General features: G+C 57.3%; 11 protein-coding genes. 4 read left to right on the top strand and 7 right to left on the bottom strand.

All coding sequences use genetic code 11. From position 1 onward, the window contains the following. Position 1: 1 nt before the first annotated feature. The 4 genes from rlmD to Y5S_RS01570 all read left to right on the top strand — a co-directional run bounded on the left by rlmD (position 2) and on the right by Y5S_RS01570 (position 5,804). Positions 2–1,342, top strand: coding sequence for a 23S rRNA (uracil(1939)-C(5))-methyltransferase RlmD (gene rlmD / locus Y5S_RS01585; RefSeq protein ID WP_035229715.1), 1,341 nt, complete (start codon positions 2–4; stop codon positions 1,340–1,342). 78 nt (positions 1,343–1,420) lie between these two features. Then, the gene (gene relA, locus Y5S_RS01580) at positions 1,421–3,658 is read left to right on the top strand and encodes a GTP diphosphokinase (protein ID WP_035229713.1); all 2,238 of its coding nucleotides are present in this window, start codon (positions 1,421–1,423) and stop codon (positions 3,656–3,658) included. A 162-nt stretch (positions 3,659–3,820) separates the two neighbouring features. After that, positions 3,821–4,603 carry a nucleoside triphosphate pyrophosphohydrolase gene (mazG, locus tag Y5S_RS01575; protein ID WP_035229711.1) on the top strand — a complete coding sequence of 261 codons (783 nt, stop codon included), beginning with the start codon at positions 3,821–3,823 and terminating at the stop codon, positions 4,601–4,603. Between the two features lie 175 nt (positions 4,604–4,778). Continuing rightward, positions 4,779–5,804: a porin gene (locus Y5S_RS01570; RefSeq protein ID WP_035229709.1), complete on the top strand. Its 1,026-nt coding sequence runs from the start codon at positions 4,779–4,781 to the stop codon at positions 5,802–5,804. 751 nt (positions 5,805–6,555) lie between these two features. Here Y5S_RS01570 and Y5S_RS01565 read toward each other — a convergent pair. The 7 genes from Y5S_RS01565 to Y5S_RS01535 all read right to left on the bottom strand — a co-directional run bounded on the left by Y5S_RS01565 (position 6,556) and on the right by Y5S_RS01535 (position 17,422). Next, the gene (locus Y5S_RS01565) at positions 6,556–8,385 is read right to left on the bottom strand and encodes a long-chain-acyl-CoA synthetase (RefSeq protein ID WP_035229706.1); all 1,830 of its coding nucleotides are present in this window, start codon (positions 8,383–8,385) and stop codon (positions 6,556–6,558) included. A 248-nt stretch (positions 8,386–8,633) separates the two neighbouring features. Continuing rightward, positions 8,634–10,601: an acetyl/propionyl/methylcrotonyl-CoA carboxylase subunit alpha gene (locus Y5S_RS01560; protein ID WP_035229704.1), complete on the bottom strand. Its 1,968-nt coding sequence runs from the start codon at positions 10,599–10,601 to the stop codon at positions 8,634–8,636. Positions 10,602–10,777: 176 nt separating this feature from the next. Continuing rightward, entirely contained in the window at positions 10,778–11,584 is an 807-nt protein-coding gene (locus Y5S_RS01555) for an enoyl-CoA hydratase/isomerase family protein (RefSeq protein WP_035229702.1), read from the bottom strand. 210 nt (positions 11,585–11,794) lie between these two features. Continuing rightward, on the bottom strand, positions 11,795–12,952 hold the full coding sequence (locus tag Y5S_RS01550; RefSeq protein WP_035229699.1) for an acyl-CoA dehydrogenase family protein: 1,158 nt from the start codon (positions 12,950–12,952) through the stop codon (positions 11,795–11,797). Between the two features lie 144 nt (positions 12,953–13,096). Further along, a complete protein-coding gene (locus Y5S_RS01545; protein WP_035229697.1) occupies positions 13,097–14,707 on the bottom strand; it encodes an acyl-CoA carboxylase subunit beta in 1,611 nt (536 codons plus the stop codon). Further along, positions 14,707–15,576 (bottom strand): SDR family oxidoreductase, encoded by an 870-nt coding sequence (locus Y5S_RS01540; RefSeq protein ID WP_035229694.1) that lies wholly within the window; start codon positions 15,574–15,576, stop codon positions 14,707–14,709. The genes Y5S_RS01545 and Y5S_RS01540 overlap by 1 nt, the downstream gene beginning before the upstream one ends. Positions 15,577–15,640: 64 nt before the next feature. After that, positions 15,641–17,422: an acyclic terpene utilization AtuA family protein gene (locus Y5S_RS01535; RefSeq protein WP_035229692.1), complete on the bottom strand. Its 1,782-nt coding sequence runs from the start codon at positions 17,420–17,422 to the stop codon at positions 15,641–15,643. Positions 17,423–17,530 lie beyond the last annotated feature (108 nt).

Here is a 17,530-nt window from a genome sequence, read left to right as displayed (position 1 = left end):
CATGGCACGTAAACGCAAGCCGCTTCCGGAAACGCCGGAACCCGCCAGCATTGAATCCTTGAGTCACGATGGCCGGGGCATTGCCCGCCGCGATGGCAAGACCACCTTTATCGACAACGCCTTGCCTGGCGAAGAGGTGATGTTCAAGTTCACCTACATGCGCAAGAAGTTCGACGAGGGCAAGGCGGTAGAGATCATCAAGGCTTCTCCCGATCGGGTAACGCCGCCCTGTCAGCACAGCACCCTGTGCGGCGGCTGCAGCCTGCAGCATATGAGCCCGGACGTGCAGATTGCCCGTAAGGAAGCCGTGCTGCGAGAGCAGCTGCAGCACTTTGGTGGTTTGGAGCCAAAGGAGTGGTTGCCGCCGCTGACAGGCCCGGTTACCGGTTACCGCAGCAAGGCGCGCATGGGCGTCAAATATGTGGAAGCCAAGGACGAGACTCTGGTGGGGTTTCGCGAAAAGCGCAACAGCTTCATCGCCCAGTTACATGGCTGTGAAGTGCTGGTGCCGGAAGTTGGACATCGTCTTGATGACCTGCGTGCTCTGATGCATGGCCTGAAAAGCCGCACCCGTATCCCGCAAATCGAGCTGGCTGCCGGTGATGACATTGTTGCCCTGATCATCCGCCACCTGGATCCGCTTCCCGATGAGGATCAGCAGGCGCTGTTGAATTTCTGCCAGCCGCTGGGTTGGCATCTGTACCTGCAGCCGGGCAATGAGAGCACGGTGCATCGTATCTGGCCGGCACTGACCGGGGCAGAGCATGAAGAGCGCCTCTACTACCGCCACCCCTCTGCGGATGTGGAGCTGGCTTTCCACCCCACCGATTTCACTCAGGTGAATGCGGATATCAATCGCAAGATGGTGCCTTTGGCACTGGATTTGCTGGATATAGCGCCGGAGCACACAGTGCTGGATCTGTTCTGTGGGCTGGGTAACTTCACCATCCCGGCCGCCAAGCGTGCGGCAAAGGTAGTGGGTGTGGAAGTCAGTCAGGCCATGGTCAAGCGTGGCTATGAGAATGCGGCGCGTAACGGATTGAATAATCTGGATTTCCACGCCTGGGATCTTAGCCAGGACATTGCTGGTCAGGTTTGGGCTTCAAAGGCGTATGATCGTATTTTGATTGATCCGCCGCGCACCGGGGCATTGGAGATGGTGAAATTAATGCCTCGTTTTGGTGCAAAGAAGATTGTGTACGTTTCCTGCAATCCGGCCACGCTGGCTCGGGATGCCGGGGAACTCACTGCCTTGGGATACCGTCTCAAGGCGGCTGGCGTGATGGACATGTTCCCGCATACCACTCATGTGGAGTCCATTGCGCTGTTTGAGAAAAAATAGCAACAAGCAGCCCGCTTCACGCGACACGGGAAAACAACCTCCACGCGTTGTGTGGAGCGGGCTGCGAGAGGAACGTAAATGGTAACTGTTCGTCGACAGCCTGAAGGTGGAGTCAGTCACTGGCGTGACTGGTTTGCACAGCTGGAAGCCCGTACGCCGCTGCGCAATCGAGAGCAGCTGGAGCACGCTTGCGAGCGGGCAGAGCAATGCCAGCTGGCAGGAGAAGCGGCGGGCAGGCATTGGCCCTACGGCAAAGGTTGCCTCGACATCGGTCTGGAAATGGCCGAAGTGCTGGTGGATTTGGGAGCAGATACCGATGTACTGCCTGCCGCGGTGCTGTATCGAGCAGTGCGTGAAGGGCAGATGTCCCTGCTGGAAGTGGAAAAGGAATTCGGCCCGGACCTGGCGCGCCTGATTGAAGGCGTGCTGCGTATGGCGGCGATCAGTACTTCCCTGAATCCTACCCGCAAGGCGGTACTCGGCCAGCAGGATGGCCAGCTCGACAACATGCGCAAGATGTTGGTCGCCATGGTGGACGACGTCCGCGTGGCGCTGGTCAAGCTGGCGGAGCGAACGGTTATCATCCGCGCGGTGAAAGAGGCGGAGCCGGAACGTCAGCGTAAGGTCGCCCAGGAAATCTTTGATATCTATGCTCCCCTGGCTCACCGCCTGGGCGTGGGCCAGCTCAAATGGGAGCTGGAGGATCTGTCTTTCCGCTACCTTCAGCCGGGGGCCTACAAGAAGATCGCCAAGTTGCTTGATGAGAAGCGGCTGGATCGCGAAGAGTATATTCAGGATGTGCTGGAGCAGTTGCGAGGCTATCTGGACAAGAACGGTATCCAGGGCGCGGAAGTGCATGGTCGGGCCAAACACATCTACAGCATCTGGCGGAAGATGCAGAAGAAGCATCTGGATTTCGGTGAAGTCTATGATGTGCGTGCGGTTCGGATTTTGGTGCCGGATGTGCGCGACTGTTATGGCGTATTGGGGATAGTCCATTCCCTGTGGAAACATGTTCCCAAAGAATTCGATGATTATATCGCCAGTCCCAAAGGCAATGGTTACCAGAGCCTGCACACTGCAGTAGTCGGCCCGGAACGCAAGATGCTGGAAGTGCAGATCCGTACCTTCGATATGCACGAAGAGGCGGAGCTGGGGGTCTGTGCCCATTGGCGCTACAAGGAAGGCGCCAAGAAAGGCAAGGGTGGTGTCAGCGATTACGAACAGCGCATCGCCTGGCTGCGTCAGGTGCTGGAATGGCATGAAGAGCTGGGTGAAGACAGCCCGGATACCATGGTGGATGAATTGCGCCATGGCATGGCCAGTGATCGGGTTTATGTGTTTACCCCGGAAGGTCACGTGGTGGATCTGGAATCCGGTGCCACCCCTGTGGATTTCGCTTATCACATCCATACCGAGGTAGGGCACCGCTGTCGTGGTGCCAAGGTCAACGGCCACATCGTGCCGCTGAATTACACCCTGAATACCGGCGAACAGGTCTCTATCCTCACCGCCAAAGAGGGCGGCCCCAGCCGCGACTGGCTGACTCCGTCGCTGGGCTATGTGGCCACGTCTTCCGCGCGAGCCCGTATTCAGCAGTGGTTCAAGAAGCAGGATCGGGATGTCCATATCAGCCAGGGCCGGGCCATTCTCGAGAAGGAGATGTCCCGACTGGCGTTGGACAAGGTGGATCTGGATGAGCTTGCTCCGCACCTGAATCTGAAGGCCGGTGATGATGTGCTGGCGGCTTTGGGGGCGGGCGATTTGCGTCCGGGCCATGTGGTCAATCAGGTGCAGTCCCTGCAGCCGGATGACAGCCAGCAGGAACTGGATTTTGTCCCCTCTCGCCCCAAGGCGACCCAGAGCGGTGATGTGACGATCCAGGGCGTCGGCAACCTGCTGACTCACATGGCGGGTTGCTGCCAGCCGGTGCCTGGCGATCAGGTGATGGGCTTTATTACCCAGGGGCGTGGTGTCACTGTGCACCGGGCGGATTGTGAGAAGTTGCTCGCCATGCAAAGCGAAGATCCCAACCGGGTCATCGAGGTGAGCTGGGGAGAAGCGGACCGGATTACCTACCCGGTAGATATCTTTCTGCGTGCCTGGGACCGTCAGGGCTTGCTCAAGGACGTCATCGCTGTACTGGCTAATGAACGGGTAAATGTGACCGCCGTGCATACCCAGTCCCATCAGGACGACAACACCGCCACCATGCTACTCACCCTGGAAATCGCGTCTCTGGGCAATCTGGGCAAGGTGCTGGCCAAGATGGATCAGCTCAAGGGTGTGCTTGAGGTGCGGCGCTATAAAAAATAGTGAACAGTTAACAGTGAATAGTTAACGGTTCGCGATTGGGTGTTTCCTGTACTGAAAGTACTTGGGCCGCGCCCCCTGCAATGGGCGCGGCGTAAAGCCATGAAGAATGAACGGCGGGTGATCGCGCCGCTGTTCACTATTCACTGTTAACTGTTCACTGCTATGTCTGACTCGCCGATTTCCCAACTGCTTTCCATCATGGCCCGCCTGCGTGACCCAGAGACGGGGTGCCCGTGGGATATCAAGCAGGATTTCGATTCCATTGCGCCTTATACCATTGAGGAAGCTTTCGAGGTGGCGGAAGCTATTGCCCAGCGTGATTATCCCGAGCTGAAAGAAGAACTGGGGGATCTGTTGTTGCAGGTGGTGTTCCACTCGCAAATGGCTCGGGAGCAGGGACTGTTCGACTTCAATGAGGTCGTGCAAGTGTTGTGCGACAAGATGGTTCGCCGTCACCCTCATGTGTTTGGGGATGATCCGGCCGCTGATGAACAGGCGGTCAAGGCCAACTGGGAACAGATCAAGCAGCAGGAAAGAGCATTAAAGGGCAGGGAGCATACCAGTGCACTGGATGGTGTACCTGCGGGTATGCCGGCCTTGCAGCGCGCCGCGAAAATTCAGAAGAAAGCTGCCAAAGTCGGGTTTGACTGGCCAGAGATGGCCCCGGTACGTGAACAGGTCAATCTGGAGCTGGCGGAGCTGGATGAGGCGCTGGAAAACTGTCACAAAGACGCCATCGAAGATGAACTGGGTGATGTCATATTTACCTTGGTGAACCTCTCAAGGCACCTGAAAATTGACCCTGAACAGGCCTTGCGCAAAGCAACGGCCAAGTTTGAAAAGCGCTTTCGGAAAATGGAGGAAGCGCAGCCCAACCCTTTGAATTCATTGGGGGTTGATGCTCTGGAACAAGCCTGGCAGGCGGCGAAAAAAACTGCAGATTGACCGGACGAAACCGTGCCGGGTTCCCGTGAAATAAAAACTTCACATAAGAGCAACTTTTCCGTCATCCCTACTCCCCATACTGCGCTCCCAAGCAGTTAAGCGATGCTGACAATCCAAAGCATCAGCCGTGCTGTTGCTTTGCATACAAATATTGCCTGATTGAAGGAGTGTTGGAATGAAGAAGAATTTGCTTGCGATCGCTGTGGGGGCTGCCGTTGCATTTCCTGGCCTGGCTCTGGCTGACGGTCCGACTGTATACGGTAAAGTTAACGTTTCTCTGGAAAATGCTGATTTTGACGATGGCACCGACAGCGATGATGAGTGGAGCCTGAACAGCAACGCCTCTCGCCTGGGTGTGAAGGGTGACTTCGACCTAGACGTGGCCAACCTGAAAGCCATCTACCAGGCCGAGTTCGAGATTAATGTTGATGATGGTGCTAAAGGTTCCAAGGATAGCAACGGCGACTCTTACAATAACACCATTACTCAACGAAACATCTTCGGTGGTCTGCAGGGCAACTTCGGTACCATCATGGCCGGTAAGTTCGACACCCCGACCAAAAAAGCTCAGGGTAAAATCGACCAGTTCAATGATCTGAGCGGCGATATCAAGAATGTATTGGCCGGTGAAAATCGTGTTTCCAACATCATCCAGTACAGCACTCCCAAGCTGGCTGACATGGTCACCCTGAACGTGGCGTTCGTCCCGGGTGAAGGCAAAGACGTGGATGCGGATGGCGAAGCTGATACCGATATCGCTGACACTACTTCCATCTCCCTGGTAGCCGAGAAAGATATTTTCTACGGCGCCGTATCCCGCGACACCGACATGGTTGACGAGTTGGTTGCAGACAGCACTGGCATCGAAAGCCTGGACATCACCCGTCTGGCTGTTGGCCTGAAGCCGGGTAACTTCGAGCTGGGTGCTCTGTACCAGCTGGCTGAAGAAACCGAAGGTGATGGTGAAGATTCTTCCATCGTAGTGAGCGGCGCATTCAAGATCGATCGCGTGAAACTGAAAGCACAGTACGGCATGACCGACGGCGATCAGTCTGACGAAGAAGTGACTCAGGTAAGCCTGGGTGCAGACTACAAACTGGCTAAAGCCAGCAAGGTCTACGCGTACGGTACTCAGCTTGAGTTCGATGTGGCTGACGAAGAAGAGACCATCTTCGGTATCGGTATGGAACACAAGTTCTAAAAAAATAAGGTCGGGCACCCTTCTATGCGGGTAGCCCGGCCATGATTTCCTCGACGCAAGTGACAGCTGCCCGCCTTTATGGCGGGCTTTTTTTGTTCATCGAAAGTTAGTGATCCGAAAGCCTCTATGGTATCGCCCCTGTGGGAGCGGGCGTTCGACCGCGAAAGGGCGAGGCCGGGCATCGCGACGGAACCGTCGCTCCCACAGGGGGCATCCCGATCCGGGAGCCTCTACAGGCTCGCCTTCTGTGGGAGCGGTCGTTCGACCGCGAATGGGTGGGGCCGGGCATCGCGACGGAACCGTCGCTCCCACAGGGGGCATCCCGATCCGGGAGCCTGTACAGGCTCGCCTTCTGTGGGAGCGGTCGTTCGACCGCGAAAGGGCGAGGCCGGGCATCGCGACGGAACCGTCGCTCCCACAGGAGGCATCCCGATCCGAGAGTCTCTACAGGCTTGCCATCTGTGAGAGCGGGCGTTCGACTGCGAAAGGGGCGAGGCCGGGCATCGCGACGGAACCGTCGCTCCCACAGGAGGCATCCCGATCCGGGAGCCTCTACAGGCTTGCCTTCTGTGGGAGCGGGCGTTCGACCGCGAAAGGGCCCTGGCAGCGTAGCGCGGCAGAGCCGTTGCTCCCATGGTGCATCTGTCGTGGGCTATGAGATGCCATTGCGTGACCGATACACCGGTAAGGGCGCGGCTTTTTTTATGATGGTCGCCTGCGCGTGTTGCCTCAGGTGTGCAGCATGCAGCGTTTAGAAACGATACGCGCCGCCATCAATGCCTTTCTGGGTTTCTTCATCCAGCTTCTGGTAGCAGGACTCGCCGGGCAGCAGCACATAAACGGCATTGTCTTGCTGCGCCAGGTCGTACTTCTGATCCTTAAGCTTGTTTTTCTGATGCTTGAAGGTGCCTGTGGTCTCCATTTCCTGCTCATTGATACGCAGGAAGACCGGAATGGCATAGTGAGGCAATTCCTGTTTCAGGTAGGCACACAGCCCCTGATAATCAAACTCTTCATGGGAGCAGGTCATGCGAACCTGAGCCATGCCGGCACGGCCGTTGGTGTTGGGGATTTCCACACCGTAAACCACGGACTCCTGAATGCCATCAAAGCCATCCAGAATCTGCTCGACTTCAGTGGTAGAAACGTTCTCACCTTTCCAGCGGAAGGTGTCGCCGAGACGGTCAACAAATTGGGCGTGACGGAAACCGATATCACGCATCATGTCGCCGGTGTTGAACCAGGCGTCCCCTTTCTTGAATACATCCCGGAAAATGGATTTTTCGGTTTTTTCAGGGTCGGTATAGCCGTCGAAAGGCGTTTTGTCGGTGATTTCACCCAGCATCAGGCCCGCTTCGCCACGCCCCACCTTGATCATGTTGCCGCTGCTGTTGCGGACCGGCTCTTCGCGCTCTTTGTCATATTTGACGATGGCGTAGCTTACCGGGGAGAAGCCGACGGTGTTGTCGAAGTTGAACACATTGGTAAATGCCACGTTGCCTTCGGAAGAGGCATACAGCTCGACGACGCGATCAATGCCGAAGCGCTGTTTGAAGCCCTTCCAGATGCTCGGACGCAAGCCGTTACCCACGATGGTGTGCACCTGGTTGTCTCGGTCGTTGGGTTTCTCTGGTTGCTCATGCAGATAGCGGCACAGTTCACCTACATAGCCAAAGGCAGTGCAGTTATAACGGCGAATGTCATCCCAGAAGCCACTGGCAGAGAATTTGCGTGCAATCACTAGGGAGCCGGCATTGGCAATGGCTGAAGCCCAGCAAACCACCATGCCGGTGGCATGGTAGAAGGGCAGAGTGGTGTAGATGCGGTCATTCTTGGTGAGGCGAACGGCAGAGAAGCCAAAGCCACCGTAGGCTTTTTCCCAGCGGCCGTGGTTGAACACCACTGCCTTGGGCAGGCCTGTGGTGCCTGAGGTGTAGATATAAAACAGCGGGTCTCTCAGGAAGGTCTGCTTGCTGGAGGCCGGATTTTCACTGGAGCAATCCTTGATCTCGCTGGCCAGGTTCTTGTAGCCGGCGGGGGCTTCGCCCGGGTTCTCAAGGGTGTCCTGATCGGCAAAGAAGAAGAAGTTCTCTTTCAGATCCAGTTCTGCACGGACTTCCTCAATGGCATCCACCAGCTCGGCACCAATGATGGCAGCTTTCGGTTTCACCAGATTGAAAGAATGCACCAGTACCTTACCGCGCTGTGAGGTATTGATCAGTGCGGCACAGACGCCCAGCTTGGCACAGCCCACTACTGTAGCCAGCAGCTCCGGGCGGTTTTCGATATCTACGGCAATGGTATCGCCTTTCTTGAGGCCGATAGACGCCAGATAGTCAGCAATACGGTTAGCCCAGGCATTGAACTGCTTGTAGGTCAGTTCAGTGTCCTGATATAGCACGGCTGCGCCGTTGGGATTGATGCTGGTAGCGTGTTCAATGGCGACACCGAGGCCAAGCGGTTTCTTGGTGTCGGTGATTTTGGCCATCCGCGATCCCTTGATCATGGCAGGGAGGTTGGAGACCAGCTCGGGAACCCGGGACAGAATCTGGGGCAACGTAATGATGTCTGCGCTGCTCATGGGAGCTCCATTTGTGTGTGTTCTTGGGGGGCCAGAGACGTTATGGGGGGCGCAACGGTGTCCGGACCGAGACGGCGGACAGGTGTCGTTATCCCCTGACATCTCGGTCAGGCCCGGAATTTGGCAAGCGGGGCGCTTACCTTAACCGCAGCACCAGGGCAGGGCAAGCTGCGGCCCGGTATGCCAGCTCTCGAGGCACGAGAGCTGGTCGGTTTTGGCCCAAAATGCACGGCCGTGATTCGGGACCATTATGGCGCTGTTTCCTGAGAGGCGTCTGTGGGAGTCAGGTTAACCAGCAGCTGCTGGCGTTTGACCTGATCACCGGCTTTCAGGGAGAGAGACTCGACGATGCCATCGCAATCGGCCTTGAGGCTGTGCTCCATCTTCATCGCCTCCAATGTCACCAGTACCTGGCCTTTGCTGACCTTGTCGCCAGCTTGCACCTGTACTTCTACGATGGCCCCGTCCATGGGGGCCCGGATCTGGCCGGATCCCGCCTGTTCGGCGCCGCCCACTGCCTGATGAGTACGGTCTTCGAAGCAGGCGGTATGCCCCATGAACTGAATCCAGAGGTGCCCTTGCTGTTGGCAGACCCGGTAATCCCGGGTAACGCCGTTCACGTTGATACGACCGTCTGTAGATTCCGTCAGAGTGACAACGGTTTCTCCTAGAGTGACCTCAACGCTATCAGCTTGATAGTTGAGGGCGGCGGCTTTTTCCTCGCCCTGACAGCCCAGATGTAGCGGTTGCTGCCCCACTGAACTGGAGTGCCATCCGGCCAGCATCGGGTGGGTGTCATGTTGACGACTGAATAGCAGGGCGGCCAATGCCCACAGACCATCAGGTACGCTGGTCTCGCAGAGGCTGGGGTCGTCCGCAAAATCCGCCCCGATGAAGGCAGTGGTCGCGTCCCCGTTGGCGAATACCGGATGACGCAGGATCGCCGCCAGATAGCGGCGGTTGTCTTTCACGCCCATCAGCTGGGTGTCTTCTACGGCTCGGATCAGCCGGCGGCGGGCATCTTCCCGGCTCTCGCCCCAGGCGATCACCTTGGCCAACATGGGGTCGTAGTGGCTGCCAATTTCCTGCCCTTCCACGAGACCGTGATCAATGCGCACGCCGTCCCCACCGGCTGGCTGCCATTGCAGGATCGGCCCGGTTTGCGGCATGTAGTTCTGGGCCGGATCTTCGGCGTAAAGGCGTACTTCCATGGCGTGGCCACGCAAGGTGACTTGATCCTGGCTAAGGGGCAACGGTTCGCCGCGTGCTACCTTGATTTGCCAGGCAACCAGATCCAGGCCAGTCACCAGTTCGGTAACGGGATGTTCCACCTGCAGCCGGGTATTCATTTCCAGAAAGTAGAATTCACCATTGGGGGCGAGCAGAAATTCTACCGTGCCCGCGCCCACGTACTGGCAGGCCTTGGCCGCATTCACAGCGGCTTCGCCCATCTGCTGACGCAGTGCTTCATTGACCGCAGGAGAGGGGGCTTCTTCCACGACTTTCTGGTGGCGGCGCTGGACAGAACAATCGCGCTCGCCAAGATGAATGACGTTGCCGTGACGATCACCAAATACCTGGATCTCCACATGGCGGGGTTCCATCACCGCGCGCTCAAGAATCAGTTCGTCGCTGCCGAATGCGCTGGCTGCTTCCTGACGGGCACTCTTCAGTTGTGCGGGAATCTCTGCAGCATCGGTTACTACCCGCATGCCGCGCCCGCCGCCGCCGGCGCTGGCCTTGATCATCAGAGGTAAGCCAATGCGCTCAGCTTCTTTCAGCAGGGTGGCATCGTTCTGGTCTTCGCCCTCGTAGCCAGGAATACAGGGTACTCCGGCTTCGATCATGGCGATCTTGGAAAGACGCTTTGAGCCCATCAAGTGGATGGCATCTTCATCCGGACCAATAAAAGTAATACCTGCTTCTTTGCAGGCCTTGGCAAAAGCCGCGTTCTCGGACAGAAAGCCATAGCCGGGATGCACGGCATCGGCATCGGTCTGGCGACAGGCTGCCAGCAGGGCATCCATATTCAGATAGGAAGCACTGGCGAGTGCCGGGCCGATGCACACGGCCTCATCGGCCATTTGTACATGACGTGCCCCGGCATCCGGCTCGGAATACACCGCCACGGTGCGGTAGCCCAGGGACTGGGCCGTGCTGATAACCCGGCAGGCGATTTCACCGCGGTTGGCAATCAGGATTTTTTCAAAGCTCATGGTGTTTCCTTTGTTGAGTTGCAAGTTTCAAGTTGAAAGTTGCAACGCGAACAGGGTGATGTGCCAAACGACGGACTTATATGCCGCGCCGAATGTTATGTGCGCGGCGACAACGGTGTGTTTCCCGATGCCGTTGATCGCGCTTTGCAACTTGAAACTTGTTACTTGCTACTGCTTTATTGATTCCAGCTCGCTGGGCGCTTTTGCACGAATGCCATAGTGCCTTCCTGGCCTTCCTCACCGTTCACGGCGTTAGCGAAATCAACAGCGGCTTGATCGAGCAGGGTATCCATGGGTTCCTGGCCGACTTTCAGAACCAGCGCCTTGGTCACCCGGTTGGCATTCGGCGCACAGCGGCGCACTGCCTTGAGGGTGTTTTCCAAGGCGGTCTGTAGCTCACTTTCATCACTGGCCACTTCATGAACAATACCGAGCCGTAAAGCGTCGTTGCCCTGGAAGCGTATGCCCGTGAGTGCCAGACGACGCGCCTGGGTTAGGCCGATGCGTTCCACCACAAAGGGGGCGATTTGGGCAGGGATCACGCCGAGCCCGGTTTCGGGCAGACCAAAAGTGGCATCCGCGTGGGCGATGGCCACATCGGAGATGCAAGCAAGACCAAAACCACCACCAAGCACTGCGCCTTCCAGCACGGTAATGATCACCTGAGGTTGCTGATTGGCAGCGGTAATCATTTCGCCAAAACGTCGATTCAGGGATACATAGGCGTCGCTATCTCCGGCCGCGGCTTTCTGGCGCGCACCGGCCATATCCTTGATATCGCCACCGGCACAGAAATGACCGCCAGCACCGCGCAGCACCAAGGCCCGGATAGAGGTGTCATCTTTGACCGACTCGAACACGGCCATCAGCTCGTTGACCATGGTCAGGCTCATGGCATTGCGACTTTCCGGGCGGTTCAGCGTGATATGTAACACCGGGCCGTCCAGGTTCAGGTTCAGTGTTTCGGTTGTGGGTAAAGTCATAAATCCTCTCTACAGAGCCGCTGCAGGAGCGCCACTTGAGGCGCGAAAATTGAGGGGTAAGCTTCAAGCTACAAGCTTCAACACGAACGAGGGTTTGGCTGTTTTTCGAGCCGCCTTGCCCGCGCTTCATGATTTGTGCGCGGGCAGGGCGCTTAAATTCAAAAAGTCCCAATCCGCGCCTTGCAGCTTGAAGCTTGTAGCTTGCTCCTGTTATTTCTTCTTGCCCGGCAAGATATTCATGGTCTTACAGATAATCCCGAGCATGACTTCATCGGCTCCGCCACCGATGGAACCCAGGCGGCCGTCACGGTAAAGCTGGCCGGCCGGGTTTTCCCACATAAAGCCGTTACCGCCCCAGTACTGCAGACAGCTATCCGCGACTTCACGGCTCAAACGGCCTACTTTCAGTTTGGCCATCGAGGCCAGCTGCAGCACATCTTTACCGCCCACATACATTTCGCAGGCACGGTATGTCAGGGCACGCAGGGCTTCCACTTCGGTTTGCAGTTCAGCCAGACGGAAGTGCACGCTCTGGTTATCGATCAGAGGCATGCCGAAAACGTCGCGGTCCTTGGCGTAGGCGATGGTTTCGTCAATGACGTGTTGCATGCCCATCAGGCTGTTGGCGGCGGCGAACAGGCGCTCTTCCTGGAACTGCATCATCTGCATCATGAAGCCCATGCCTTCCTGACCGATCAGGTTGCGCTGGGGCACGCGCACATTGTCGAAGAATACCTGCGCGGTCTCGCTGGAGCGCATGCCCAGTTTGTTCAGGGGCTTGTCTACGGTGATGCCGGCGGCATCGCGGGGGACTACGATCAGAGACTTGTTGACGTGAGGCTTGTCGTCAGAGGTACAGGCGAGCAGACAGAAAAAGTCGGCACTGGGTGAGTTGGTGATCCACATCTTGGTGCCGTTGATCACATAGTCATCGCCGTCTTTCCGGGCGGTGGTTTTTGTGTTGGCAACATCGGATCCGGCATGGGGTTCGGATACAGCGATGGATGCCACCATATCGCCGGCGATAGCGGGTGCCAGATAGTTACGGCGCAGCTCATCGCTGCCGAATCGGGCCAGTGCAGGAGTGGCCATATCGGTCTGTACGCCTACTGCCAGCGGCACACCACCACAATGTACACGACCCATTTCTTCACTCATGACCAGACCGTATGAGTAGTCCAGTCCCATGCCGCCAAACTCTTCCGGCTTGGTCACGCCCAGCAGGCCAAGATCGCCCATTTTTTTGAAGACTTGATGAATCGGGAAACGCCCTGCATCTTCCCATTCGCGTACATGGGGATTCAGTTCTTTCTCAACAAAATTACGGACTGTACGGCGAAGTTCTTCGTGTTCCTGAGTAAAAATCATGCTTCTCTCCTGACGTGTTCTTTCCCGGCAACATTCTCTGCCGGGTTGCTTGTCTATTTTCTGGGCGGTGTCGAGTTACGAGTTGCGAAAACCTGAAACCTGGTGGCGCTTTTCGCTTTTCGCTTCTCGCAACTCGTAACTGCTCTACAGTCTCGCGATGCCAAACGCGTTCGGGTGCAGCTGCCGCTGGTCGGCGTCGTCACACACATCCAGTGCGTATGCCACCACCTTGCGGGTGTCTCGCGGATCGATAATGCCGTCGTCCCAGAGTCGGGCGGTGCCGTAGAGGGCGGTAGACTGGCTATCCAGCTTCTGGGCGGTGGTTTGTTGCAGCATCTCCAACACCTTTTCATCCGGTTCGATGCCGGCGGCGCGTTGTTTGGCCTCGGCGACGATGCGCAGCACCATGCCGGCTTGCTGGCCACCCATCACCGCCACTCTGGAATTGGGCCAGGCGAAAATAAAACGTGGGTCGAGGCCCCGGCCGCACATGGCATAATTCCCGGCTCCGTAAGAGCCGCCAATCACCACGGAAATTTTCGGCACCCTGGCGTTGGCAACGGCTTGCAGCATTTTTGAACCGTGCTTGATTACACCGTTCTGTTCCGCATCGGTGCCCACCATGAAGCCGGTGGTGTTGTGAAGGAAAAGTAGAGGGCGGCGAGTCTGGTCACAAAGCTGAATAAATTGGGCAGCTTTGGCGGCACCCCGTGGAGTGATCGGGCCGTTGTTGCCGATAATGCCTACCGGTTTTCCTTCGATTGTGCTCCAGCCGCATACGGTGGCGTTGTCCCATTCTGATTTGAAATCGAGAAATTCCGAGCCATCGACTATGCGTGCAATGACTTCGCGGACGTCGTAGGGTTTTTTCGAGTCAGCAGGGATGACGCCGAGCAATTCTTCCGGATCATAGAGTGGGGCGTGGTGTTCGGGAGCCGTGTTGGCCGCTCGTTGCCAGCCGAGCATCTTCATTAACTCTCTGGCTTGACGAATGCCATCGGCATCATTTTCTACCAGGTATTCCGCGGTGCCGGCGGTGCCAGCGTGCATTTCGGCACCACCCAGTTCTTCATCCGTTGCGATTTCGCCCGTGGCGGCTTTCAGAAGCGGTGGGCCGGCCAGGAACATCTTGGCGCGGTTGCGCACCACGATGACATAGTCGGACAGGCCGGGCTGGTAGGCACCACCGGCGGTGGCATTCCCGTGAACTACCGTGATCTGCGGTACACCAGCGGCGGACAGTCTTGCCTGGTTGGCAAAGGTGCGGGCCCCGTCTACGAAAACGTCGGCAGCATAGTTGAGGTTGGCTCCGCCTGATTCAGACAGGCTTACCATGGGCAATTTGTTTTCCAGAGCAATGCGCTGTAACCGCAGTGTCTTGTGCAGCCCGGAAGGGCTGATGGTTCCACCTTTGATCGCCGAGTTGGATGCGGTGACCAGACAACGTACCCCGGACACATAACCGATGCCGGCAATGATGCCTCCGCCAGCTTCTGTTCCGTCCTTGTCATCGTGCATCTTGAAGCCGGCCAGATTCATCAGGCTCAGAAAGGGCGACCCTGGATCCAGCAGGCGTGCAACCCGCTCGTTGGGCAGGAGCTGGCCACGTTTTTCAAATTTCGGGCGCTTACTCTCGGCGGTATCCACTACCTGTTGTTCAATAGCCCGAAATTCGGCCACCGCCGCCAGCAGAGCTTCCCGGTTCTGACGATATTCTTCGCTCTGGGTATCCAGTGCAGATTCAATCACAGGCATTAGAGGTCCTTGAAAACGTCGGGTGTGGTAGCGCGGTGGAAGCCGTCAAACGGTTTGCTCTTGTCGTGATCGGGCAGCGGGAAGATGGCGATGTTGCCCTGGCTGGCGGCACCATCAATACGCAGGGTGTCGCCACTGATAAAGGCCGCCGCATCACTGAGCAGGAAGCAGATAGCGCCGGAGACTTCGGATTCGTTGCCCATGCGCTTGAGTGGCACAGCGGCTTGAAGTGTCTTGAGAGTCTGCTTGAAGCCCTCCGGGTACGTGTCCATGCCGCTGGACATGATCCAGCCAGGTGCCACCGCATTCACGCGCACTCCGCAGCTGCCCCATTCGTAGGCTGCTGTCTGGGTAAAGTTCACCATGCCGGCGCGGGCGGCACCGGAGTGCCCCATGCCCGGCATGCCGCCCCACATGTCGGCGACAATATTGACGATGGCTCCACCGTTGCGGTTCATGCCCTGGGTAAATACCTCACGGGCCATCAGGAATCCGCCGGTCAGGTTGGTGCGTACCACGGTTTCCCAGCCTTTCTGGTTGATCAGTGCCAGCGGGGAGGGGAACTGCCCTCCGGCGTTGTTGACCAGACCGTGTACCACCTCAACGGCTTTGTAGACTTCGGCGACTGTCGCTTTTACGGCTTCTTCGTCACGAATGTCACAGGCAAAGCCGATGGCATTACCGCCGTCTTCTTCAATTTCGGCGATCACCGTATCCAGCTTTTCCTGCTTGCGACCAATCAACACTACCCGTGCTCCCAGGGCGGCGAGTTCGTGTGCTGTACAGCGACCAATTCCGGAGCCGCCACCCGTTACAATGATGTTCTTGCTGGCGAACAGGTCGGGTTTGAAAACGGAGCGATAAGACATGGTGTTTCCTTGTTTGTTGTTGAAAGCGCCGGACGTCCGTCGTCTGACGCTTAAATCAAAATCATCAGAGTAGTTCGTCAGCAATTTCCTTGCTGACCGGGATGGGCATATCCAGCAGCTGCTGGGCGAAGGCCTTGCCTTGCGGATCAATGCGCAGCGAGGCAATGCCTCCGCCGCCCAGCGCATTTTTCAGCAGAAAGTTGAAGGCATTCATGCCGGGCATGGCCCAGCGGTTGACACTACCGCTATCCGGGTCGAGTACGTGTTGCATGTAGTCTGCGACGCTTTGTTCGGTGACTGACGCATTGATGAAAGGCAGGTACTCGGGCTTGCGAGCGATGATGCCGATATTGGCGTGGTTACCCTTGTCTCCGCTACGGGCCCAGGCCAGTTTGACCAGGGGCACCACGGTATCTCCCTCCTGGCTGGCGATAGTGGCATCAGCAGGTAGCTGGCTGGTATCGAAGGGTTGTCCGGCGGGAATCTCCACCGGGATCGTTTCACCGTTCATATCCACAGTAACGGGCACCTGATCTTTATTGACCAGGGTGGAGAACAAGCGAATGCGGGGGAAGGGCTTGGGGCGACCGCCAACCAGGCCTGACAGTCCGGGGGCCATGCCCGTGGCTGCCTGGGCGATTTCCCGTGCAAACAGGCCCAGTGCTTTCTTGTCGTCGTGAAGGGCGGCAATTTTTACCACCACTTCACGGGTGTCGGATCGCTGTGCCTGGGCTCCATAGGTGCTCTCGCTTCCGAGAATCTCCACACTGGTTTCGCGGAAGGGAGCCATACCCAGTTGTTGGAACAGGCCGCCGACTTTTTTCAGAATGGCGTCAGCTACAACCTGGCCTTTCTCTGGGGCATCCAGGCCGCCCATCAGGAAGGACGCGGTGATTTTGTTGCCGTCAGGGTAGGTGGCGGAGACCTTGTAGCTATTGGTGGGTGCGAGACCTTTGGCGCCCCTTACGCTAACCCGGTTTTCCCCTGTTTGCTCCAGTTCCACCTGGGTGAAGTCGCACACCACGTCGGGCAGGATATAGGCGCGGGGATCGCCGATTTCATAGACGATCTGTTCACCGACGGTGGCCGGGGTTACCAAGCCACCGGTATTGGCGGGTTTGGTGATAATAAAGTGGCCGTCCGCATAGCATTCGGCAATGGGGAAGCCCATATTGTGGAAATCAGGTACATCCCGCCAGTCGGTAAAATTACCGCCTGTGCATTGTGCGCCGCATTCGATCACATGACCGGCCAGTGAGCCTTGGGCCAGTTTGTCGTAATCATCGGAGTCCCAGCCAAACTCATGCATCAGTGGGCCCAGTACCAGCACTGAGTCGGCGATCCGACCTGTGAGTACAATATCTGCCCCTGCATCGAGGGCGGCTTTGATCGGTAGCGCACCCAGATAGGCATTCATGGTCACGGTCATGGGGGGCAGGGGAGCGCCGGTGTCCATCTCGGTATGGTCGCTGAGTTCGGCACGACGGGGATTCAGGTCGTCTCCCTCCACCAGCGCGATGTTCAGCTCCACTCCGGCGGCGGCAAACACTTTCTCAAGCGCCTCTCGGCAAGCACGGGGATTGACGCCACCGGCGTTGCTGATCACTTTGATCTTCTTGTCTTTGATGTCTCTGGCAAGCGGTGCCATGACATTGTTGACGAAATCGTGGGCATAGCCGGCACTGGGATCTTTCATGCGCGCCCCGGCCATGATGGACAGGGTGACCTCAGCGAGATAATCAAACACCAGATAATCGATATCTGCCTGTTTGACTAACTGAAAGGCCGCGCTGTTGGTGTCGCCCCAGAAACCCGCGGCACAGCCGATGCGAATCGGATCGGTCATGTTGGCTCCATTTGCCTGTTTGAGCGTGGTCTCGTAAGCTACCAAGCAAGCGCTTGGTTTGTAAAGGGCGAGAATCCAGTTTCAAGTTGCAAGTCCCAAGTTACAAGG

Source organism: Alcanivorax nanhaiticus (genome assembly GCF_000756665.1).
Classification (GTDB): domain Bacteria; phylum Pseudomonadota; class Gammaproteobacteria; order Pseudomonadales; family Alcanivoracaceae; genus Alcanivorax; species Alcanivorax nanhaiticus.
Note: the sequence above shows the minus strand (reverse complement) of the source record. Positions and strands in the feature narration are given on the sequence as shown.